This is a genomic window from Pseudomonas sp. FP1740, from assembly GCF_030687165.1.
In the GTDB taxonomy this organism is placed as follows: domain Bacteria; phylum Pseudomonadota; class Gammaproteobacteria; order Pseudomonadales; family Pseudomonadaceae; genus Aquipseudomonas.
In genome coordinates, this window is record NZ_CP117461.1 from 6,061,256 (window position 1) to 6,082,585 (window position 21,330).

At 60.3% G+C, this 21,330-nt stretch carries 18 protein-coding genes; 10 read left to right on the forward strand and 8 right to left on the reverse strand.

Annotated elements, in window-relative coordinates; translation table 11 throughout:
• Positions 1–11 precede the first annotated feature (11 nt).
• The 5 genes from PSH69_RS27330 to rarD all read left to right on the forward strand — a co-directional run bounded on the left by PSH69_RS27330 (position 12) and on the right by rarD (position 5,740).
• Positions 12–752 (forward strand): ComF family protein, encoded by a 741-nt coding sequence (locus PSH69_RS27330; protein WP_028940260.1) that lies wholly within the window; start codon positions 12–14, stop codon positions 750–752.
• 63 nt (positions 753–815) lie between these two features.
• Positions 816–1,580: a TOBE domain-containing protein gene (locus PSH69_RS27335; RefSeq protein ID WP_305410331.1), complete on the forward strand. Its 765-nt coding sequence runs from the start codon at positions 816–818 to the stop codon at positions 1,578–1,580.
• Between the two features lie 72 nt (positions 1,581–1,652).
• Positions 1,653–3,554, forward strand: a complete 1,902-nt coding sequence (locus PSH69_RS27340; protein WP_305410332.1) for a PhoX family phosphatase — start codon at positions 1,653–1,655, stop codon at positions 3,552–3,554.
• A gap of 163 nt (positions 3,555–3,717) precedes the next feature.
• The gene (locus PSH69_RS27345) at positions 3,718–4,692 is read left to right on the forward strand and encodes a serine/threonine protein kinase (RefSeq protein ID WP_305410333.1); all 975 of its coding nucleotides are present in this window, start codon (positions 3,718–3,720) and stop codon (positions 4,690–4,692) included.
• A gap of 160 nt (positions 4,693–4,852) precedes the next feature.
• Positions 4,853–5,740, forward strand: a complete 888-nt coding sequence (gene rarD / locus PSH69_RS27350; protein WP_018928812.1) for an EamA family transporter RarD — start codon at positions 4,853–4,855, stop codon at positions 5,738–5,740.
• A gap of 215 nt (positions 5,741–5,955) precedes the next feature.
• Here rarD and PSH69_RS27355 read toward each other — a convergent pair whose 3' ends face one another.
• Positions 5,956–6,474 carry a glycine cleavage system protein R gene (locus PSH69_RS27355; RefSeq protein ID WP_007936467.1) on the reverse strand — a complete coding sequence of 173 codons (519 nt, stop codon included), beginning with the start codon at positions 6,472–6,474 and terminating at the stop codon, positions 5,956–5,958.
• Between the two features lie 504 nt (positions 6,475–6,978).
• On the opposite strand from PSH69_RS27355, the gene PSH69_RS27360 reads away from it, so the two are divergent.
• A complete protein-coding gene (locus PSH69_RS27360) occupies positions 6,979–9,156 on the forward strand; it encodes a malate synthase G (RefSeq protein WP_305410334.1) in 2,178 nt (725 codons plus the stop codon).
• 260 nt (positions 9,157–9,416) lie between these two features.
• Here the strand turns inward: PSH69_RS27360 and PSH69_RS27365 are convergent, their stop codons facing one another.
• A complete protein-coding gene (locus tag PSH69_RS27365) occupies positions 9,417–9,863 on the reverse strand; it encodes a response regulator (protein WP_305410335.1) in 447 nt (148 codons plus the stop codon).
• 265 nt (positions 9,864–10,128) lie between these two features.
• Between PSH69_RS27365 and PSH69_RS27370 the strand changes: the two genes are divergently transcribed.
• The 3 genes from PSH69_RS27370 (at position 10,129) to PSH69_RS27380 (ending at position 13,565) form a co-directional block, all read left to right on the forward strand.
• Positions 10,129–12,069, forward strand: a complete 1,941-nt coding sequence (locus tag PSH69_RS27370) for a putative nucleotidyltransferase substrate binding domain-containing protein (protein ID WP_305410336.1) — start codon at positions 10,129–10,131, stop codon at positions 12,067–12,069.
• A complete protein-coding gene (locus tag PSH69_RS27375) occupies positions 12,066–12,773 on the forward strand; it encodes a PolC-type DNA polymerase III (RefSeq protein WP_305410337.1) in 708 nt (235 codons plus the stop codon). The genes PSH69_RS27370 and PSH69_RS27375 overlap by 4 nt, the downstream gene beginning before the upstream one ends.
• Before the next feature lie 162 nt (positions 12,774–12,935).
• A complete protein-coding gene (locus tag PSH69_RS27380) occupies positions 12,936–13,565 on the forward strand; it encodes a glutathione S-transferase (protein WP_305410338.1) in 630 nt (209 codons plus the stop codon).
• A 210-nt stretch (positions 13,566–13,775) separates the two neighbouring features.
• On the opposite strand, the gene creD is transcribed toward PSH69_RS27380, so the two are convergent.
• From creD to PSH69_RS27400, 4 genes are all read right to left on the reverse strand, one after another.
• Positions 13,776–15,146, reverse strand: coding sequence for a cell envelope integrity protein CreD (gene creD / locus PSH69_RS27385; protein ID WP_305410339.1), 1,371 nt, complete (start codon positions 15,144–15,146; stop codon positions 13,776–13,778).
• A gap of 119 nt (positions 15,147–15,265) precedes the next feature.
• Positions 15,266–16,693 carry a two-component system sensor histidine kinase CreC gene (creC, locus tag PSH69_RS27390; protein WP_305410340.1) on the reverse strand — a complete coding sequence of 476 codons (1,428 nt, stop codon included), beginning with the start codon at positions 16,691–16,693 and terminating at the stop codon, positions 15,266–15,268.
• Positions 16,693–17,382 carry a two-component system response regulator CreB gene (creB, locus tag PSH69_RS27395; RefSeq protein WP_305410341.1) on the reverse strand — a complete coding sequence of 230 codons (690 nt, stop codon included), beginning with the start codon at positions 17,380–17,382 and terminating at the stop codon, positions 16,693–16,695. Before creB ends, creC begins: the two co-directional genes overlap by 1 nt.
• Before the next feature lie 59 nt (positions 17,383–17,441).
• The gene (locus tag PSH69_RS27400; protein WP_305410342.1) at positions 17,442–17,948 is read right to left on the reverse strand and encodes an ATP-dependent zinc protease; all 507 of its coding nucleotides are present in this window, start codon (positions 17,946–17,948) and stop codon (positions 17,442–17,444) included.
• Positions 17,949–18,190: 242 nt separating this feature from the next.
• On the opposite strand from PSH69_RS27400, the gene PSH69_RS27405 reads away from it, so the two are divergent.
• Entirely contained in the window at positions 18,191–19,075 is an 885-nt protein-coding gene (locus tag PSH69_RS27405; protein ID WP_305410343.1) for an acyltransferase, read from the forward strand.
• A 1-nt stretch (position 19,076) separates the two neighbouring features.
• On the opposite strand, the gene PSH69_RS27410 is transcribed toward PSH69_RS27405, so the two are convergent.
• Together PSH69_RS27410 and fdhA are read right to left on the reverse strand one after the other, a co-directional pair.
• Positions 19,077–19,691, reverse strand: coding sequence for a DUF2780 domain-containing protein (locus PSH69_RS27410; RefSeq protein WP_305410344.1), 615 nt, complete (start codon positions 19,689–19,691; stop codon positions 19,077–19,079).
• 351 nt (positions 19,692–20,042) lie between these two features.
• Positions 20,043–21,242: a formaldehyde dehydrogenase, glutathione-independent gene (gene fdhA / locus PSH69_RS27415; protein WP_019580688.1), complete on the reverse strand. Its 1,200-nt coding sequence runs from the start codon at positions 21,240–21,242 to the stop codon at positions 20,043–20,045.
• Between the last annotated feature and the right edge of the window lie 88 nt (positions 21,243–21,330).

The following is a 21,330-nucleotide window of genomic DNA, read 5'->3' on the forward strand; positions in this document are numbered from 1 at the left end:
AAGGAAGACTCATGCACTGTCAACCACGATACGAAGGGCCGGTTTACATCTGGTTAAAAAACAAACAATCCTGTTTGCTCTGCTCAGAGGTCGCGGACGACACCATACCGATCTGCATGGCCTGCGAAACCGAGCTGCCCTGGCTGGGCGACCAATGCCATACCTGCGCCCTGCCCTTGCCCGCCACCGGTCTGACGTGCGGCCAATGCCTGAAACAACCGCCAGCCTTCGAGCGAGTCGCCGCTCCCTGGACTTACAGCTTTCCCGTCGACAGTTTGATCACCCGCTTCAAGCACAGCGCAAAATGGCCGTTTGGCCGCCTGCTCGCCGAACTTCTTGCTCAGTTCCTGCAACATCGCTTCGATGAAGATCTGGATCGGCCCGACGCGCTGATACCGGTACCGCTGGCCCCCAAGCGGCTGCGCCAGCGGGGTTTCAACCAAGCGGCGATGCTCGCCCGCTGGCTCAGCGCCGGCCTCGACATTCCTTGCGATGAAACGCTATTGGTGAGGACTCAGGACACCAGTGCGCAACAAGACCTTAATGCCGACGCACGTAAAAAGAACCTGCGCCACGCCTTCGCCTTGGCACCCGAGGCCTCGGTCAAAGGTCGCCACTTCGCACTGGTGGACGATGTGCTGACCACCGGCGCCACCGCACAGGCCCTGGCCCGGCTGTTGATGGCGGCGGGGGCGACGCGGGTCGACGTCTACTGCCTGGCCCGTACCCCCAAACCTGGCGATGGGGCCTGACTTGACTCCCGCACGCCAAGTCGCCAACGTCCCATCCATCGCCACAGCCCAAAGCGCCTTGCCATGTCCTTGCCTACGTTGTTGTCCCAGCACATTGTCCGTCGTCCGCAACGCATTGCGTTGCTGCAACACATCGCCGAACAGGGCTCGATCACCCGCGCCGCAAAAAGCGCCGGCCTGAGTTACAAGGCCGCGTGGGACGCCATCGACGAGCTGAACAACCTCGCGCAGAAACCACTGGTGGAGCGCAGCGTTGGTGGCAAGGGCGGCGGTGGCGCCAAATTGTCCAGCGAAGGCGAGCGCGTGTTGCGCCTGTATCAAAAGCTGCAAGCGTTGCAGGCTCAGGTTCTGGAAGCCGCTGAAGAGGCCAGCGACCTGGACTTGCTCGGTCGGCTGATGCTCAGAACCAGCGCACGCAATCAATTGCACGGCAAGGTCGTGGCGATCGATGCACAGGGGCGCAACGACCGGATCCGCCTTGAACTGGCCGAAGGCTTGCTCATTGACGCGCAGATCACTCACGACAGCACCCTGCGCCTGGAGCTGGAAACGGGTACCGAAGTGGTCGCACTGATCAAGGCCGGTTGGCTGGAATTGCGGGGCATCGATCAAACCGCAACGCCCGGCAACAATTGCCTGAAAGGCACAATCGAAGAAATCCTCGACGCCAAAGACAGCCCCAGCGAAGTGCGCATCGGCCTGCCCAATGGCCAGACACTTTGCGCCCTGGCCGAGCCGCTGCACCTGAAAAAACTCGGGCTTGCCGCCGGTAAACCGGTGCAGGTGCAGTTCGCGCCATCGAACATCCTGCTGGGTACACCGCTCTAGCCTGTAGACACTGCAACAAAAGCTTCATCAACCGCCCTTAAGGTGACTGCAAAAACCCGCAGGGAGCCTGATGTGAGCCTATTAGAAGACAACCAACCCACCGACCTCGAAAAAATGGTCGGCCTCAGCCGTCGTGGCTTCATCAGCGCCGGCGCCCTCTGCGGTGCGGCGATGTTTCTCGGTGGCAACCTGCTGAGTCGCAGTGTGCTGGCCGCCAGCGTCAGCGCTGGCTCCAGCAAATTGTTGGGTTTCGACAGCATCGCCGCCGCCACCACCGACACCATCAGCCTGCCGCCGGGCTACAAGTCCTCGGTTTTGATTAGCTGGGGCCAGCCTCTGCAAAAGAATGGTCCGGCATTCGACCCTAGCGGTAACGGCACGGCCCAGGCGCAGGAAGTCCAGTTCGGCGACAACAACGACGGCATGAGCCTGTTCGAATTCCCCGGTGACAAAGACCGGGCGCTGATGGCGATCAACAACGAATACACCAATTACCGCTACCTCTACCCCCACGGCGGCATGCCGCAATCGGCGGAAGATGTGCGCAAGGCCCTGGCCTGCGAAGGCGTGTCAGTGATCGAAGTGCAGCGCAAGAACGGCCAGTGGCAATTCGTCCAGGGCTCGCGCTACAACCGGCGCATTCACGGTAATGCGCCCATCAAACTGAGCGGCCCCGCAGCGGGTCACGACCTGCTGAAAACCAGTGCCGACAAACACGGCAAGAACGTCCTCGGCACCTTCCAGAACTGCGCCAACGGCAAAACGCCGTGGGGCACTTATCTGACTTGCGAAGAGAACTTCACCGACTGCTTCGGCAGCAGCAATGCCGAGCAAAAATTCGACGCCGCGCAGAAACGCTACGGCGCAGTGGCAACCAGCAAAGACATCAACTGGCATCAACACGATCCACGCTTCGACTTGGCGAAAAATCCCAACGAACTCAACCGCCACGGCTGGGTGGTGGAAATCGACCCGTTCGATCCGCAATCGACGCCGGTCAAACGCACCGCGCTGGGCCGCTTCAAACATGAAAACGCTGCCCTGGCCGAAACCAGTGACGGTCGCGCCGTGGTGTACATGGGCGACGACGAACGTGGCGAGTTCATCTATAAATTCGTCAGCCGCGACAAGATCAACCACAAAAACCCCAAAGCCAACCGCGATCTGCTGGACCACGGCACCTTGTACGTGGCGCGTTTCGATGCGGGCGACGGCAACGCCGATCATCCGAAAGGCCAGGGTCAGTGGATCGAACTGACCCACGGCAAAAACGGCATCGACGCCAGCAGCGGCTTTGCCGATCAGGCCGAAGTGCTGATTCATGCGCGTCTCGCAGCCAGCGTGGTAACCGCCACGCGCATGGACCGCCCGGAATGGATCGTCGTCAGCCCCAAGGACGGCCAGGTTTATTGCACCCTGACCAACAACGCCAAACGCGGCGAAGAAGGCCAACCGGTGGGCGGCCCGAACCCACGCGAGAAGAACGTCTACGGGCAGATCCTGCGCTGGCGCACCGACCGCGACGATCACGGTTCGAATAGCTTTGCCTGGGACCTGTTTGTGGTCGCCGGCAACCCGGGCGTCCATGCCGGAACGCCGAAGGGCGGTTCGTCAAACATCACCCCGCAGAACATGTTCAACAGCCCGGACGGCCTGGGCTTCGACAAGGCCGGACGCTTGTGGATTCTGACCGACGGCGACACGAGCAACGCGGGCGACTTCGCGGGCATGGGCAATAACCAGATGCTGTGCGCCGACCCGGCAACCGGTGAGATCCGCCGTTTCATGGTCGGGCCGGTGGGCTGTGAGGTGACGGGGATCAGCTTCTCGCCGGATCAGAAGACCTTGTTTGTCGGGATTCAGCATCCGGGGGAAAACGGCGGGTCGACATTCCCTGAACACCTGCCCAATGGCAAGCCGCGGTCTTCGGTGATGGCGATTACCCGCGAGGATGGCGGGATCGTCGGCGCCTGACAGGGCCTCTTCGCGGCAAGTCTCGCGCCTACTGCAGGAGCAAGGCTTGCCCGCGAAAGCGTCAGCCCAAACCACACTTACCTCAAGCCCACCCCCTAAAGAGGCCCCGTCTGCGCTACCATGCTTGGCCGGACGCGGCAGCCTGCCGCGCGCAGGAGTCAGCATGGCCCACCCGTTTGAAACCCTCACCCCAGACCTCGTGCTCGATGCCGTCGAAAGCATCGGCTTTCTCAGCGACGCGCGCATTCTGGCGCTCAACAGCTACGAGAACCGTGTCTATCAGGTCGGCATCGAAGACTCCGAGCCGCTGATCGCCAAGTTTTACCGTCCGCAGCGCTGGACCGACGAAGCGATTCTCGAAGAACACCAATTCACCTTCGAACTCGCCGAGTGCGATATACCGGTGGTCGCGCCGCTGATCCACAACGATGAAAGCCTGCACGAACACGCCGGATTCCGTTTCACCCTGTTCCCTCGCCGGGGTGGTCGCGCACCGGAGCCGGGCAACCTTGATCAGCTGTATCGGCTGGGCCAATTGCTGGGGCGTCTGCATGCGGTCGGTGCTACAAAGCCGTTCGAGCATCGTGAAGCGCTAGGGGTGAAGAATTTTGGCCATGACTCGCTGACCACCTTGCTCGAAGGCAATTTCATCCCGCGCAGCCTGCTGCCGGCCTACGAGTCCGTGGCCCGCGACCTGCTCAAGCGCGTGGAAGAGGTCTATCAGGCCACGCCGCACCAGAACATCCGCATGCATGGCGATTGCCACCCCGGCAACATGATGTGCCGCGACGAAATGTTCCACATCGTCGACCTCGACGACTGCCGCATGGGCCCGGCGGTGCAGGATATCTGGATGATGCTGGCGGGTGACCGTCAGGAATGTCTGGGGCAATTGTCGGAACTGATGGACGGCTACAGCGAATTCCATGACTTCGACCCGCGGGAACTGGCACTGATCGAACCGCTGCGCGCCTTGCGGTTGATGCACTACAGCGCCTGGCTCGCCCGTCGCTGGGACGACCCGGCCTTCCCTCGCAGCTTTCCGTGGTTCGGCACCGAGCGCTATTGGGGCGATCAAGTGTTGGCGTTGCGTGAGCAATTGGCGGCGCTGAATGAAGAGCCGTTGAAACTCTTTTGACGCCGCGCCCCTTGCAGGAATGAGGCTTGCCCGCGAAAAGATCGATGCGGGCTACCCGGCAAACGGCGTTAAAGTTCTTCGCGAGTAAGCCTCGCGCCTACAAAAGTCATGACACATCTATACAATCCCCACTTTGTTAGCTGCCTAAGCAAGGATTCTCATGCAAGCCGCCAACCTGCGTCGCGGGTACATCCTGGGCCTGAGTGCCTACATCATCTGGGGACTTTTCCCGCTCTACTTCAAAGCCATCGCCAGCGTGCCCGCCGTGGAGATCATCATCCACCGAGTGCTTTGGTCCGCGTTGTTCGGCGCCTTGCTGCTGCTCGTCTGGAAACATCCCGGCTGGTGGCGTGAGCTGCGTGAGAATCCACGGCGGCTGGCGATCCTGGCCCTGAGCGGCACCCTGATCGCGGCCAACTGGCTGACTTACGTCTGGTCGGTGAACAACGGACGCATGCTTGAGGCCAGCCTCGGTTACTACATCAACCCCTTGGTAAACGTGCTGCTGGGGATGCTGATCCTCGGCGAACGGCTAAGGCGCATGCAGTGGATTGCGGTGGGGCTGGCGGCGGTCGGTGTCGCGCAGCAAGTGTGGCAAGTCGGCAGTCTGCCGTGGGTGTCGCTGGTGCTGGCATTGACCTTCGGCTTCTACGGCCTGATCCGCAAACAGGCGCCGGTCAAGGCGCTGCCGGGGCTGGTGGTGGAAACCTGGATGCTGGTGCCGATTGCTGTCGCCTGGCTGCTGTTCAACCCGACGGCGACCAGCGCGCAAGCCGCATTCTGGACCAGCTCCGAAGCCTGGTGGCTGGTAGCCGCCGGTCCGGTGACGTTGGTGCCGCTGGTGTGTTTCAACGCCGCCGCACGGCACTTGCCCTACACCACCCTCGGATTTCTCCAGTACCTGGCGCCGACGCTGGTGCTGTTGCAAGCCGTCCTGCTGTTTGGCGAACACTTGTCATCCAGCACGCTGGTGGCGTTTATCTTCATCTGGGCAGGTCTGGCGGTTTACAGCGTCGACGCGTGGATAAGTCTGCGCCGCCGCAGCTGATCAGAAAACGTACAAATCTCTACAGGCCACGTCTCCCGTGGCCTGCATCCATCCTTCCCAAGGTTATCCACAGCGTGATCCCCGGCGTTTGTGCGCAAGTCACTGAAACTGCTGGTTTTTTGATCAGATCCTGAAGAGGCCCGGCCGGCGTGGGCTGGCGGGGTGTCTCTACAGGTTATCCACAGGCAGGTGCACGTATAACTTGGATAACCTGTTCAGGGTTCGCTGCGCAGCACCAATTCGACCATCAGATCGTCGGCCAGGGTTTCCAGGCGCGATTGCAGCACCTCCAGCGACAAGGTCAGGGGCACCGCGAGAATTGCTTCGGCATGGAACAACGGCTCACTGCTCATTGGCGCCGGACGCACTTCGGTCACCAGCCGCTCCAGGCTCACCCCTTGCTCACTCAGCAGACGCGTAATGTCCCGCACAATGCCCGGACGATCATTGCCCACCAGTTCCATGGCAATCGGCTTCCAGGTGCAGGATTGTTCGATGCTGCTTTCGGCGATCATCACGCGGATGCCCTGGGTCGACAGTCCCTGTAGGGCGTCTACCAGTTCATCGTAGGCTTCGGCCGGTACGCCCACCCGAAGAATCCCGGCGAACTGCCCGGCCATGCGCGACATGCGGCTTTCCAGCCAGTTGCCGCCGTGCTCGGCAATGCATTGGGCAATGCGCTCGACCTGCCCGGGCTTGTCCGGGGCGAATACCGTGAGTACGAGATGGTCCATGGCGCAGCCCTCTTGTCATGACTTTTGTTATGGAAAGGCAAGTATAGGCAAGGGTGAGACGGACGCCGTGGCAGGTCCGAATTCGATGTCGTATCGCCTGGCGAAGAAGACACCGCCGATCCGACGGCCAACAATAAATCGTGTACAAGTTTTTATATTTAGCTGGAACAATCCAATAGTTTTTTGAGAACATCCCGTTCCCCGACATGACTGCAATGCGTCATGGGGTCGCAGAACGACGTAATTAGTCTAATTTTCACAACCGCAATTCATCATGTAGTATGCCGCAGCGCGCACTACATAACGTTGGATCGATGTCTGCCGCAGGCACACTCGCAACCCTGAAAGCCCCGTCAGCAAGGCCGCAACGCCGTTGATCGGACCGAACCCAGCCGCCAGCAATGGCATGTACTGGTAGAAGGGTTTGTGGTTTAAATGGCCAGAGGCTTGATTGTTAAATTGAAGAGCTGAAAAGCGAAATAGCTGAGCAGAGTGAGGCAAGCAATGACTGAACACGTTCAAGTCGGTGGCCTGCAGGTCGCCAAAGTCCTGTTCGACTTCGTGAACAACGAAGCCATTCCCGGTTCCGGCCTCACCGCCGACACGTTCTGGGCCGGTGCCGACAAGGTCATCCATGACCTGGCACCGAAGAACAAAGCCCTACTCGCCAAACGCGATGATTTCCAGGCTCGCATTGATGCCTGGCACCAGGCTCGTGCAGGTGTTGCGCACGATGCGGTGGCCTACAAAGCCTTCCTGCAAGACATCGGTTATCTGCTGCCAGAAGCGGCCGATTTCCAGGCAACGACGCAAAACGTCGATGACGAAATCGCCCGCATGGCCGGCCCACAGTTGGTGGTGCCGGTAATGAACGCGCGTTTCGCGCTCAACGCCTCGAACGCCCGCTGGGGTTCGCTGTATGACGCGCTCTACGGCACCGACGCCATCAGCGAAGCGGATGGCGCGGAAAAAGGCAAAGGCTACAACAAGGTGCGTGGCGATAAGGTCATTGCCTTCGCCCGCGCCTTTCTCGACGAAGCCGCGCCATTGGCTGCCGGCTCCCACGTCGACTCCACCGGCTACAAAATCGTTGACGGCAAACTGGTTATCGCGCTCAAAGGCGGCAGCAATACAGGCCTGCGCAACGATGCTCAACTGATCGGTTTCCACGGCGATGCAGCGGCTCCGACCGCGATCCTGCTGAAGAACAACGGCCTGCACTTCGAAATCCAGATCGACGCCAGCACCCCGGTCGGCCAGACCGACGCGGCCGGTGTCAAAGACATCCTGATGGAAGCCGCGCTGACCACCATCATGGACTGCGAAGACTCGGTTGCCGCGGTCGATGCCGATGACAAAGTGGTGATCTACCGCAATTGGCTCGGCCTGATGAAGGGAGATCTGTCGGAAGAAGTCTCCAAGGGCGGTCAGACCTTTACCCGCACCATGAACGCCGACCGCACTTATACCGCCGTCGATGGCAGCGAACTGAGCCTGCACGGTCGCTCGCTGTTGTTCGTGCGTAACGTCGGTCACCTGATGACCATCGACGCGATCCTCGACAAAGACGGCAACGAAGTGCCGGAAGGCATTCTCGACGGTCTGGTGACTTGCCTCGCGGCGATCCACAGCCTCAACGGCAACAGCTCGCGCAAGAACAGCCGCACCGGCTCGGTTTACATCGTGAAGCCGAAGATGCATGGCCCGGAAGAAGCCGCGTTCACCAACGAGCTGTTCGGTCGCATCGAAGACGTCCTCGGCCTGCCGCGCAATACGCTGAAAGTCGGGATCATGGACGAGGAGCGCCGTACCACGGTCAACCTCAAGGCCTGCATCAAGGCTGCCAGCGAGCGCGTGGTGTTCATCAACACCGGTTTCCTCGACCGCACGGGCGATGAAATCCACACCTCCATGGAAGCCGGCCCGATGGTGCGCAAGGCCGACATGAAGGCCGAGAAGTGGATCAGTGCCTACGAGAACTGGAACGTCGACATCGGCTTGAGCACCGGCCTGCAAGGTCGTGCCCAGATCGGTAAAGGCATGTGGGCCATGCCCGACCTGATGGCCGCCATGCTGGAACAGAAAATCGCTCACCCATTGGCCGGTGCCAACACCGCCTGGGTTCCATCGCCGACCGCTGCTGCGCTGCACGCGTTGCACTACCACAAGGTCGATGTGTTCGCCCGTCAGGCCGAGCTGGCCAAACGTGCGCGTGCTTCGGTGGACGACATCCTGACTATCCCGCTGGCTGTGAATCCGAGCTGGACTGCGGAACAGATCAAGAACGAACTGGACAACAACGCCCAGGGCATTCTCGGTTACGTGGTGCGCTGGATCGACCAGGGCGTAGGTTGCTCGAAAGTGCCGGACATCAACGACGTCGGCCTGATGGAAGACCGTGCGACGCTGCGTATTTCCAGCCAGCACATCGCCAACTGGCTGCGCCACGGCATCGTTACCGAAGCGCAAGTGATGGAAAGCCTCAAGCGCATGGCGCCGGTGGTTGACCGTCAGAACGCCAACGACCCGCTGTACCGCCCGCTGGCCCCGAACTTCGACAGCAACATCGCCTTCCAGGCGGCGGTCGAGCTGGTGGTCGAAGGCACCAAACAGCCGAACGGCTACACCGAGCCGGTCCTGCACCGTCGTCGTCGTGAGTTCAAGGCTGCCAACGGCCTTTGAGCAAACGCTGACGCCGGACGTGAAAAAGCCCTGATCGAGAGATCAGGGCTTTTTCATTTACGCTGTCTAGTCCTGAAATAAGTTCACACCTGTTTCAGGACTAGACATGCAATTCCTGTGGTGAGGGGGCTTGCCCCGTTGGGTTGCGAAGCAGCCCCATACATTCTTTCGTACACCGCATCGGCAGAATCTACGACTGTTGCGCAGCCGAACGGGGGCAAGCCCCCTCGCCACAAAAGCTGCCAACCTGGAAGTCCGCGCTACAGATCCATCCCTAGCTCATGCTTGACCAATTCAAGCAATTTTTCGCTATCGATGGGCTTGAGCAAAAAGTCCACGACGTGCAAATGCATGGCTTCGATCGCATCCTTCACGTCGGCATCGCCGGAAACGATGATGATCGGCAACGCCGCGCGTGGCGACTCCCGCACCAGGCGGATCAGTTCCAGGCCATCGACGTGGCCCATCCGCAGGTCGGTAATCACCAAACCGATCGATGGCTTCTCTTCCAGCATTTTGAGCGCCGTTTCGCCACTGGCCGCCGTCATGCAGTGAATGCCATCGAGCCCCAGAATTTCCGACAGCAATTCGCGGGCATCCTTATCGTCATCGACGATCAGCACCCGCTGCGGCGGCAAGTCTGGTTCCAGCATGACGGCGCTGAGCGCTTCGCGCTCGGCATCACTCAAAATATCGTGGTCGGACATGGCGTTCTCAACGTTTTCGATGCGATTCCTGACACAGGGTGTCAGACATCGCTCAGCAGACTTCAATGTGCACTTCGTCGGAAACTTTTCCAATAGACAATGTAGGAGGTTTTTCCCACCGTTGTGTCAGACATTTCCCATATTCCGGCCGCTGCACTGCCTACCTAGACTTACGTCCAATGGGCACCCTGCCCGCAGGGGTCGACCATGCCTGGAACGATCTGAAACAACGATCCGACACAACAATCAGAAAAAGACTGCGGTAATGGTTATGAGTAAAGCGGACGCCTTCACCCAGGCAGGGAAAACCGCGGTATTGCAGAACATCCAGGGCACTTTGCAATTCCTGCAGCGCTTCCCACCCTTCAATCAGATGGAAAACGCCCACCTGGCCTATCTGGTGGAGCAATGCCAGCTGCGTTTTTATGCCCCCGGCGAGAGCATCATCAAACCCGCCGATGGCCCCATTGAACATTTCTACATCGTCAAACAGGGCCGGGTCGTCGGCGAGCGACCGCATACGGCCAAGGGCGGCACCGAAACAACCTTCGAAATCACCACCGGCGAGTGTTTCCCCCTTGCCGCGCTGCTGGGCGAACGTGCAACCCGCACCGAACATCTGGCGGCCGAAGATACCTTTTGCCTACAGCTGAACAAGCTCGCGTTCATCAAACTGTTCGCACTGTCCAATCCGTTCCGCGACTTTGCCCTACGTGGTGTCAGCAGCTTGCTGGACCAGGTCAATCAGCAAGTCCAGCAAAAAGCCGTGGAAACCCTCGGCACCCAGTATTCGCTCAATACCCGGCTGGGCGAATTGGCCATGCGTCACCCGGTTACCTGCAGCCCGATCACACCCCTGCGTGAAGCGGTGACGCTGATGCACGATCAGCAAGTCGGCAGCATTGTGGTGGTCGATGAACAAAAGGCGCCGCTGGGCATTTTCACCCTGCGCGACTTGCGGCATGTGGTGGCCAACGGCACCAGCGATTTCAATGAATCCATCGAGCGGCACATGACCCCGGCACCGTTTTACCTGACGCCGGACCACAGTGCCTTCGACGCGGCGATCGCGATGACTGAACGACACATCGCCCACGTCTGCCTGGTCAAGGATCAGCGCCTGTGCGGCGTGGTCTCGGAGCGTGACCTGTTTTCCCTGCAAAGGGTCGATCTGGTGCACCTGGCGCGGACCATCCGCAGCGCCCAGCGGGTGGAAAACCTGGTGGCGATCCGCGGCGAAATCGGCCAATTGGTCGAGCGGATGCTGGCCCACGGCGCGTCCTCGACGCAGATCACCCATATCATCACCCTGCTCAACGACCACACCGTCTGCCGGGTGATCGAACTGGCCATCGCGGAGAAAGGTGACCCCGGCGTGCCATTCAGTTGGCTGTGTTTCGGCAGTGAAGGCCGCCGCGAACAGACGCTGCACACTGATCAGGACAACGGCATTCTGTTCGAAGCTCGCGATGCGGCCCACGCCGCCGAGATTCGCGGCAAGTTGCTGCCCATCGCCCAGCAGGTCAATCAGAGCCTGGCGCTGTGCGGCTTTACCTTGTGCAAAGGCAACATCATGGCCGGCAACCCCGAGCTGTGTTTGTCCCGGGTCGAATGGGCGCGACGCTTTGCGGCGTTTATCCGCGAGGCGACACCGGAAAACCTGTTGGGGTCGAGTATCTATTTCGATCTGCGCGTGGTCTGGGGCGATGAGCGAGGCTGTGAGCAACTGCGCCGGGGCATTCTCGATCAGGTCGGCGACAACCGGTTGTTCCAGCGCATGATGGCCGAGAACGCCCTGCGCAACCGTCCACCCGTAGGACGTTTCCGCGAATTCGTCCTGGCGCGCAAGAATGGCGAGAAAGCCACCCTCGACTTGAAACTCCAGGGCCTGACCCCCTTCGTCGACGGCGCGCGAGTGCTGGCCCTGGCCCACGGCATCGATGCCAACAACACCCTGGAGCGCTTTCGCCAATTGGTGGAAAAAGAGGTCATCGATCAGCTGGACGGCGCGGCCTATGAAGAGGCGTACCACTTCATCCAGCAAACCCGCATGCAGCAACATCAGCTACAGACCCGAGAGAACTTGCCCTACTCCAACCGGGTCGATCCCGACAGCCTCAATCATCTGGACCGACGCATCCTGCGTGAATCCCTGCGCCAGGCCCAACGCCTGCAAAGCAGCCTGACCCTGCGGTATCAGTTATGAGCCTGTTTTCATGGCTGCGCCCGGCCAGTCCCGTTTTGCCCGGCGAACTGCAACACCGCCTGGAGCGCTTGCCGGCCATGGCCCAGCTGAGCGACTGCAGCCTGCGCGAGCAACGCTGGGTGGTGCTCGACCTGGAAACCACCGGGCTGAACCTGAACAAGGATCGGCTGCTGTCCATCGGAGCCGTGGTGATCGAGGACGGCGCGATCGACTTCAGCCAGCAGTTCGAGCGCACGCTGCAATGCACTGAACTCAAACTCGGCCCCAGCGTGTTGATTCATGGGCTAGGCCCGAGCGCCATTGCCGCGGGCAGCGACCCGGCGCAGGCCTTGCTCGAGTTCATGGAGTTTGTCGGCGACAGTCCGGTGCTGGCGTTTCATGCGCCGTTCGACCAGCACATGCTCGGGCGCGCGCTGAAAGAACATCTGGGTTACAAGTTGCAGCATCCCTTTCTGGATGTGGCAGACATCGCCCCGCTGCTTTGCCCCCAGGCGCATTTTCGCGAGGCCGGGCTGGATGAGTGGATCGACTGGTTCAAGCTGGAAGTCTTCGAACGGCATAACGCCAGCGCCGATGCCTTGGCGACGGCGGAGCTGATGCTGATTTTGTTCAGCCGGGCGCGGCAGCAGCAGATTCATAGCCCGTTGAACCTGCAGCAGCGGCTGAGTCAGTGGAAGCGGCGGCGGCAAGCGCCTTCGTTCTGAATCTGCGGTGGCTGTGGCTGATGCCTTCGCGGGTAAGCCTCGCTCCTACAGGCTTTGTGTCGCTTGCGACATCGGCGAACGGTACAAAACCTGTGGGAACGAGCTTGAGCTCAAACACCAAAGCGCTATGCTCCCGACACTGCCCATGATCGAGATGCCGCCATGTCCGCCCCCAGCATGACCTTGTTCCACAACCCCGCCTCGCCCTTTGTTCGCAAAGTCATGGTGCTGTTGCACGAGACCGGTCAAACGAACCGCGTGGCGCTGCAGGCCTGCCAGCTCACGCCGGTCAGCCCGGATCCGGCTCTCAACAAAGACAACCCGCTGGGCAAGATTCCGGCGCTGCGCCTGGCCGACGGCAATGTGTTGTACGACAGCCGGGTGATCCTCGATTACCTCGATCACCAGCACGTCGGCAATCCGCTGATTCCTCGTGAAGGCTCGGCGCGCTGGCGGCGCTTGACCCTGGCTTCTCTGGCAGACGGGATCATGGATGCCGCCGTGATGATTCGCTATGAAGTGGCCCTGCGCTCACCGGAGAAACATTGGGACGCATGGCTCGACAGTCAGCGCGACAAGATTCGTCGCGCCCTGGCGCTGTTGGAGGCCGATGCGATTGCCGAGCTGACCAGCCATTTCGATGTGGCGGCAATCAGTGTGGCCTGTGCCTTGGGTTATCTGGATTTGCGCCATCCGGATCTGGAATGGCGCAAAGAGAATCCAAAGTTGGCAGCGTGGTATTTCGAAGTGAGTCAACGGCCTTCGATGATCGCGACGATGCCCAAGGCTTAAATCTTCGCTGGCTGTACCGGCCTCATCGCAAGCCGGCTCGCTCCCACAGGGGATTTGTGTTGTTCACACCATAGGTGCGCAACTGAGTTCCAATGTGGGAGCGAGCCTGCTCGCGATGGCACCACACCGGATCTGACGGAAATAACTGGCAAATCCGCGTCGCCAACACCTCACCCACTCGCTGATCCTCGCGCAACCCCAACCACCGGCTCATTCCACGGCACCTATATCAAAGTCCAAGGGCTTCGCGGTTTTCTGCCCGATTCCGTACCAGTCCAGCTTGCGGGTCAGCACCATGAACACACCCAGCAGACCGAACAACAGCAGCGAGCCCATCAACAGCGCGTAATCCTCGGCGCTCAACAAGCCGTAAAGCAGCCCGTATAACGCCGCTAACCCCGCCGAAAAGCTCAAACCGTGACGCACGCTGCGCAGCACATGGCAGACATAAAAACCGATCAACGCCACACAGCTACTCGCCGACACCAGATACGCCAGGGCAAAGCCGATGTGTTCGGACAGCGACAACAGCAACAGGTAGAAGAACGCCAGCGCTACACCCACCAAGGCGTACTGCACCGGGTGCACCGCCAGGCTTTTCAGCACTTCGAACAGGAAGAAACCGGCGAAGGTCAGGACGATGAACAGCAATGCATATTTGATTGCCCGGTCGCTTTTCAGGTACTGGTCCACCGGGTCGATGAAACTCACGCCGAAACTGCGACCGCTGAACGCCTCGCAATGACCGCCCGACACGCAACTGTTCAACGCTTCTTGCAGGTTGGTGGAGAAAAACGAGGTCTGCCAGTTGGCGGTAAAGCCCTGATCGGTGATTTCCCGCTGGGCCGGCAGGTAATTGCCGATGAAGCTGGGGTGAGGCCAATTGGCGGCCAGTGAAACCTTGCTGGTCTTGCCCACCGGCAGAACTTGTAACTGGCCGGTGCCTTGCAGACGCAAGTCGAAACCAAAGGCCAGTTCCGTGGCCTGTTGGGTGTCCAGTGCCGGCAACGTCACATGCACACCCTCGCCCAGCCAGCCGACCTGGCTACCCGGTACAAAATCCAGCTTCTGGCCATTGAGTTCGAGTTTCAGCGCATTCTCGATGCCGCGAATGTCGCTGATGCCAACGGCCAGGAACGGCTGATCGAAGCGGTAATCGGCGAAGTCTTCCTTGATGCCCAGTTGCGCCGGGACCGAAAAATGCCCACTGATGCGGTTGTCGGCATGGAACAGCCGCGCCTCGTAGATGCCCCGGGCGCGCAGTTCGGTCTGGACCTGGCCGTCGAGTTCAAAACGCTCCGGCAGGAAATACAAGCGCCCGCGCTCCTCGCCGACCTCCTGATAACGCTGGTTGGTTTTTTCGTTGGTTTTCCAGGTGCGCACCGTTTTGCGATAGGGCACCACCATCAGCGGGCCGCTCAGCTGCTGACTGTAGCTGGAGCTGCGGGCGATGTCTTCGAGCACACCGTCGCGCAGTTGCTGGCGGTCCTGGATCACGCCGTTGATCATCAGCAGCGGGATCAGCAGCAACAGAATCAGCAGGGCAATTGCCCCGAGTTTTAGGGTCAGGCTTCGGTTCATGGGACTCTCCCTGTTTGGATGGGGAAAGTCTGGATTGGGTATGTGGGGGTTTTGTGGGAGGAATGTGGAGAGTGTGTGGAATTTGCGCTCGGCGCAGGAGCTGCCGAAGGCTGCGATCTTCAGCGGCTTGAAGGCAACCGCAAACGCACTTGAACACCGCCGTCGACGTTGCCGATACTCATCACACCACCATGCAACTTGACCACTTCCTCAACGAAGTTGAGCCCCAAACCGGTGCTCTTGCGTCCACTGTCCGGACGCGGCAGTGAGTAGAAGCGCTCGCTCAAGCGTGGCAACGCATAGTCGGGAATCGCTTCGGCCTGGTTGAACAGCCTGAACTCGATCTGCTCACCGACTCGTTCGGCACACAATCGCAGCACGCCGTTCGCTGGGGTGAAGTCCAAGGCATTCTCCAGCAGATTGCCCAGCGCCTGGCGCAATAGGAACGGCTCGCCAAGCAGATTCAGATCCGCCGCAATTTGCCGTTCCACACGCAATTGCTTGCCTTCGATTCGTGCAGCCTGCGCGTTCAACAGTTCTTCCACCAAGCCCGCCAACGGCACCACCACCCGCTCCTCCAACCCTTGGCGTTGCTCAACCTGCGCCAGGTTCAACAGTCGCTCGATCAACTGCTGCATGCGCGCACTTTCGCTGTCGATGTTACTGACGAAGCGCTGCTGCTGGGCTGGCGGCATTTCGCCTTGCAGCAGCTCCGCCGCGCCACGAATCGCCGCCAGCGGGCTTTTCAATTCATGGGTCAGGGTGTGCACATAACGCTCGACGTAGGCTTTGCCCTCGAGTTGGGTACGCATGTGCTCCAGCGCCGTGGCCAGTTGTTCCAGTTCGCCGCCGCGGTAATGCGGCACCTCGACCCGGCGGCCTTCACTGACGGCCTGGGCATAGGCCGTCAACCGCCGCAGCGCCGCGCTCAGCCACCACGACAACAGCGCACCGAAGAGCAAACCAAGGCCAATCAATCCGGCGCCATAAGCCAGCAATCGCCGCTCGGTGCGATCGACGTAAGGCTGCAACGAGCTGTTGGGCTTGGCCACCGTCACCACGCCGATAATCTGGCCGTTGTCACGAATCGGCGCCCCGACATGCATTACCGATGAGTTCGAATCATCCGGATTGCTGCGCGTCGAGCGCGCGCCGTACTCGCCACGCAGGGTCAGGTAGACGTCGTTCCAGCGTGAGTAGTCCTGGCCCACCGCGATTCCGCTGGAATCCAGCACCACAATGCCCTTGGCATCGGTGACGTAAATGCGGTGGTTGACCTGATTCTTCGACAGGCCCCAGATTTTCGCCTTCGGTTGCCGCTCGCCATAAGCCTTGAGCAACTCGGGCCAGCGGTTCTGGCTGAGGGTGCCGGCCTTGAAGTCGTCGCGCAGGATCTCGGCCATCAGGTTGGCGGTGTCCACCAGGGTTTCTTCGGTGGACTGGCGCACACCGGGGCGGATTTCTTCCATCACGGTGTTGAGCACGAAGTAACCGGTCAGGCCGATGAACAGCACGTAGACCAGAAAAATCCGGATCCCCAGTGACATCAGCTGTGCCCCGGGCTGTAGCTGTAGCCGAGGCCGCGATGAGTCTGGATCGGCTCGGCGTCGGCCTTCACCAGGCGCAATTTGGCGCGCACGCTCTTGATGTGACTGTCGATGCTGCGCTCGTAACCGGCATCGGCGGCCACCCCCAGCGCATCGAGCAATTGCTCGCGGCTGAAGACTCGCTCCGGTTGTTCCAGCAGGCATTGCAGCAAACGAAACTCATGGCGAGTCAGGCTCAGCGGCTGGTTGCGATAGCTGATCTGCACCCGATCGCCGTCGATGCGAAACAGCGCTGAAGCCACCTCCGCCACCTCCACCACCGGTCGTGGCGCCATGCGCTTGAGAATCGCCCGGACCCGCGCCGCCACTTCCCGGGGGCTGAACGGCTTGACCACGTAGTCGTCGGCGCCGATTTCCAGGCCCACCACGCGGTCGATCTCGGCGTCACGGGCACTGAGGAACATCACCGGTACTTCGCTGAAACGCCGCAACTGCTTGCAGGTCTCGAAGCCGCTGATATCCGGCAGGCCGATATCGAGAATGATCAGGTCGGCCGGGATGGCGCGCTGATGTTCGAGCGCCGCCGCGCCAAGGCTCAACCAGGTGGTGGTGAAGCCCTCGCCCTGCAAGGCGAAAATCAGGGTGTCGGCAATCGCCGCTTCGTCTTCAACAATCAGGATATGAGGCATGGCGTCCGAGCCCGCTGGTTAAGTGGACGAACGGTGCCCCAAGGCTGATTCGCCGTCAATCAGCAGTCGGGTTTGTCGGCTGTAAAGCGACGCGCCGGGTTCACTGCCGCGCCGAACTCACGCAGGGCTTTGGCGCCGATCAGCAACGGGTAGTTAAAGCCGCTGCGGTCGGTGAGGTTGACCTCGACGGTGCGCTTGACGTTGCCCAGGCACAGTTCCAGATCGACCACTGGGCGTTTGGTGGGCGCGGTCACTTCCTTGTCATCGTCGTCTTCTTCGGAACGGGTCTTGATCTTGCTGATCCGCGCGATCTTGTGTTCATAGACCTTGTTGCTCGCGCCTTTGGTGGCGAGGCGAAAGCGCACCCACTCGTCGCCGTCGCGGGTGAAGGTTTCGATGTCTTTGGCCGACAGCGACGCGGTCAGGGCGCCGGTGTCCATTTTGGCCTTGAGGACTTCGCCGCCGATTTCCGGTAGCGCGATGTATTCGTAACGACCGTACAGGGTCGGCTCGGCGGCCAGGACCGGCAGGGCCACGAGGGCAAGCAGTGCAAGGAGAGATTTCACGTAAGGGGCTTCCTTGGAGAGTGGGCAGCGGAATTTTAGACCGTTGCCTGTGAATTCGTTCGTTCTTGAGATTGCTTCGCGGGCTTGCCCGCGAATAGGCCAGATCAATCACCACAACAGCCTGGCGGGTTCGAATTCGCTAAAGCATACCGCCGAATAGGTGAAACATTCGTCACCACCGATTTGGCCTGCCAACCGAAGCTGCTTATCATGGCGCGCCCACACGCTTTCAAGAGTTACCTATGCGCCGCCTGCTCACCGGCTGTTTCGTTACCCTGCTGCTATTGCTCAACACCCTGGTCCTGTTCGGGCCCTTGATGGTGTTCGCGCTGCTCAAACTGCTCCTGCCGGGGCGCTTTCGCGATTACGCCTCGTGGGCGGTGATGTGGATTGCCGAAACCTGGGCTGAAATCGATAAGCTGATCTTCCGCCTGTGCATTCCTACTCAATGGGACATTCGCGGCGGCGATGAGCTGCGCGGCGACACCTCGTATCTGGTAATCAGTAACCATCAGTCCTGGGTCGATATCCCGGCGCTGATCCAGGCACTGAATCGGCGCACGCCGTTCTTCAAATTCTTCCTCAAGAAAGAACTGATCTGGGTGCCGTTCCTGGGCCTAGCCTGGTGGGCGTTGGACTATCCGTTCATGAAGCGCTACAGCAAGGCGTTCCTGAAGAAGCACCCGGAGCTGGCCGGCAAGGACCTGGAGATCACCAAACAAGCCTGTGAGTTGTACAAGCGCCAGCCAGTGACGGTGGTCAACTACCTGGAAGGCACCCGCTACACCGCGGCAAAAAGCGCCCAACAACAGTCACCGTTCACCCACCTGCTCAAGCCCAAGGCGGGCGGAGTGGCGTTTGTGCTGGCGGCGATGGGCGAACAGCTGGACGCCATTCTCGATGTGACGGTGGTGTATCCGCAGCAGAAGATTCCGGGCTTCTGGGATTTGCTCAGTGGCAACGTGCCCAAGGTGATCATCGACATTCACACCCGCGAACTGGACCCGGCGCTGTGGCAAGGCGATTACGAAAACGATCCGGTGTTTCGCGAAACAATCCAGAACTGGGTCAACCAGCTCTGGATCGAGAAGGACCGGCGCATCCAGGCGCTACGCGCCAAGGGCTGACTCAGCTACCGGCGCCGGTACCCCAGATCCCGCCGAGGTTTTGCAACAGCGAACCGGCAACGCCTTGCTGACCGAGGTATTGCAGGATCACCGGGGCAAACACGCCGACCATCCCGGTGTCCATGCCCAAAGCGCTGAAGGCGTTGTTCAGGTCCTTGGTGTCCTTGACGTTACCCAGCAAGCCATCGAGCAACGCATTCTTGTCTGAACCCGCACCAAGTAGCCCACCCAAGCCAGTCAGCCCACTGATCGCGCTGTTGCCGGCGATCTGAGCGAGGCCCGGCACGGTTTTGCTCAGTTCGGAGAAGTCCTGGCTGCTGAGCTGATTCCGCGCCAGCCCCAGCATCGCACCGGCGCCACCGATGGCCTGTTCCGGGGTGATATCGAGCTGCGAGCCCAGGGTATTGAGTAAACCGGCCGCCTTGGGCGCCGCCGCCACGATGCCATCGACATCATCGGCCTCGACCCCCTCGACATCCTCGTCGTCCTGCATCGATGACACCGCCTTGACCGCATCGCTGAGGCTTAACTGTGCAAAGGCCGGGCTGGCGGCCAGCGTCGTCAACGAAGCGACAGCCATGAGCGATGCCAATGCAAAACCGCGTGAAACGTTCATCCAGACATCCTCTTGTGCCATGAAAACCGCCCGGTAACGGGGGGGCGGCAAAACTGCTGATTGGACCGGATGTACGCCAGCATGTTCCTCGTTTGCGTGGGCATTTATCCCCAGGTAGCGTCTATAAAACGTGCCTCCCGGGACGCAACCGATGAACGGTATGATCGAACCGGCTGCGTCTGAGTTCTGGACAATGAGGTCAACTGGAAAGCGACGTCTACGGCATGGAACAAATCAGATCACTGTTCGAGGTCCATTGATGATTGCTCATTTTCTCTGAGCAATTACGTGCCACTCGCCATAAAAAAGGGCGACATCACTGTCGCCCTTTTTTCCGTCTTGCTCCAGGCCTTACGCCGCACTAAACAACTTGTGCGGATCGATCACAAACTTCTTCGGCACGCCGGCATCGAACTCGCCGTAACCCCGTGGCGCATCATCCAGGCTGATGACTTCCACGCCGACGATGTCGGCAATCTTGATGCGGTCCCACATGATCGCCTGCATCAGCTGGCGGTTGTACTTCATCACTGGCGTCTGGCCGGTGTGGAAGCTGTGGGATTTGGCCCAGCCCAAGCCGAAGCGGATGCTCAGGCTGCCCATTTTCGCGGCAGCATCCACTGCACCCGGATCTTCGGTAACGTACAGGCCAGGAATACCGATTTTGCCAGCGACGCGAACCACACCCATCAGTGAGTTGAGTACGGTGGCTGGAGCCTCGTGTTTCACGCCGGCATGGCCGTGACCGCGAGCTTCGAAGCCTACGGCATCGACGGCACAGTCCACTTCTGGCTCGCCCAACAGTGCAGCGATTTGTTCGTGCAGCGGGGTGTCTGTCGACAGGTCGGCGATTTCGAAACCCTGAGCCTTGGCATGGGCCAGGCGGATCGGGTTGACGTCACCGATGATCACCACCGCAGCACCCAGCAGGCGAGCGGAAGCGGCAGCTGCCAGGCCAACCGGGCCGGCGCCGGCGACGTACACGGTGCTGCCAGGGCCAACGCCGGCAGTCACTGCGCCGTGGTAACCGGTAGGCAGGATGTCGGAGAGACAGGTCAGGTCGCGGATTTTTTCCATGGCCCGGTCGCGATCTGGAAGTTTCAGCAGGTTGAAGTCGGCATACGGCACAAACGCGTATTCGGCCTGGCCACCGGTCCAGTCACCCATGTCGACATAGCCATAGGCACCGCCCGGACGCGCCGGGTTAACGCTCAGGCAGACGCCAGTATGTTGCTCTTTGCACGAACGGCAACGGCCACAGGCAACGTTGAAAGGTACCGACACCAAGTCGCCGATCTGCAGGTTCTCGACACCGCTGCCCTTCTCGATCACTTCACCCGTGATCTCGTGGCCCAGCACCAGACCGGTCTGAGCGGTGGTACGCCCGCGCACCATGTGCTGATCGGAACCACAGATGTTGGTGGAAACTACGCGCAGGATGACACCGTGCTCGATCTTCCTGCCGCGCGGGTCCTGCATTTTGGGATAGTCGATTTTCTGTACTTCGACCTTGCCTGCGCCGAGATATACCACACCACGATTACCAGACATGCTTTCACCTCGCTGTTGTTTTTATGTAGCGGTCGCGTCGCCAGGAAGCGGCGGCGCGTTGATTGCTCGATAAATCAAAAGATCGCCG

Coding starts and splice junctions, on each gene's coding strand:
- PSH69_RS27410 (WP_305410344.1), bottom strand. CDS start 19,691: ATGAACGTTTCACGCGGTTTTGCATTGGCATCGCTCATGGCTGTCGCT.
- creD (WP_305410339.1), bottom strand. CDS start 15,146: ATGAACCGAAGCCTGACCCTAAAACTCGGGGCAATTGCCCTGCTGATT.
- PSH69_RS27330 (WP_028940260.1), top strand. CDS start 12: ATGCACTGTCAACCACGATACGAAGGGCCGGTTTACATCTGGTTAAAA.
- PSH69_RS27345 (WP_305410333.1), top strand. CDS start 3,718: ATGGCCCACCCGTTTGAAACCCTCACCCCAGACCTCGTGCTCGATGCC.
- creC (WP_305410340.1), bottom strand. CDS start 16,693: ATGTCACTGGGGATCCGGATTTTTCTGGTCTACGTGCTGTTCATCGGC.
- PSH69_RS27355 (WP_007936467.1), bottom strand. CDS start 6,474: ATGGACCATCTCGTACTCACGGTATTCGCCCCGGACAAGCCCGGGCAG.
- PSH69_RS27405 (WP_305410343.1), top strand. CDS start 18,191: ATGCGCCGCCTGCTCACCGGCTGTTTCGTTACCCTGCTGCTATTGCTC.
- PSH69_RS27375 (WP_305410337.1), top strand. CDS start 12,066: ATGAGCCTGTTTTCATGGCTGCGCCCGGCCAGTCCCGTTTTGCCCGGC.
- PSH69_RS27360 (WP_305410334.1), top strand. CDS start 6,979: ATGACTGAACACGTTCAAGTCGGTGGCCTGCAGGTCGCCAAAGTCCTG.
- PSH69_RS27335 (WP_305410331.1), top strand. CDS start 816: ATGTCCTTGCCTACGTTGTTGTCCCAGCACATTGTCCGTCGTCCGCAA.
- fdhA (WP_019580688.1), bottom strand. CDS start 21,242: ATGTCTGGTAATCGTGGTGTGGTATATCTCGGCGCAGGCAAGGTCGAA.
- PSH69_RS27370 (WP_305410336.1), top strand. CDS start 10,129: ATGGTTATGAGTAAAGCGGACGCCTTCACCCAGGCAGGGAAAACCGCG.
- PSH69_RS27380 (WP_305410338.1), top strand. CDS start 12,936: ATGTCCGCCCCCAGCATGACCTTGTTCCACAACCCCGCCTCGCCCTTT.
- PSH69_RS27365 (WP_305410335.1), bottom strand. CDS start 9,863: ATGTCCGACCACGATATTTTGAGTGATGCCGAGCGCGAAGCGCTCAGC.
- creB (WP_305410341.1), bottom strand. CDS start 17,382: ATGCCTCATATCCTGATTGTTGAAGACGAAGCGGCGATTGCCGACACC.
- rarD (WP_018928812.1), top strand. CDS start 4,853: ATGCAAGCCGCCAACCTGCGTCGCGGGTACATCCTGGGCCTGAGTGCC.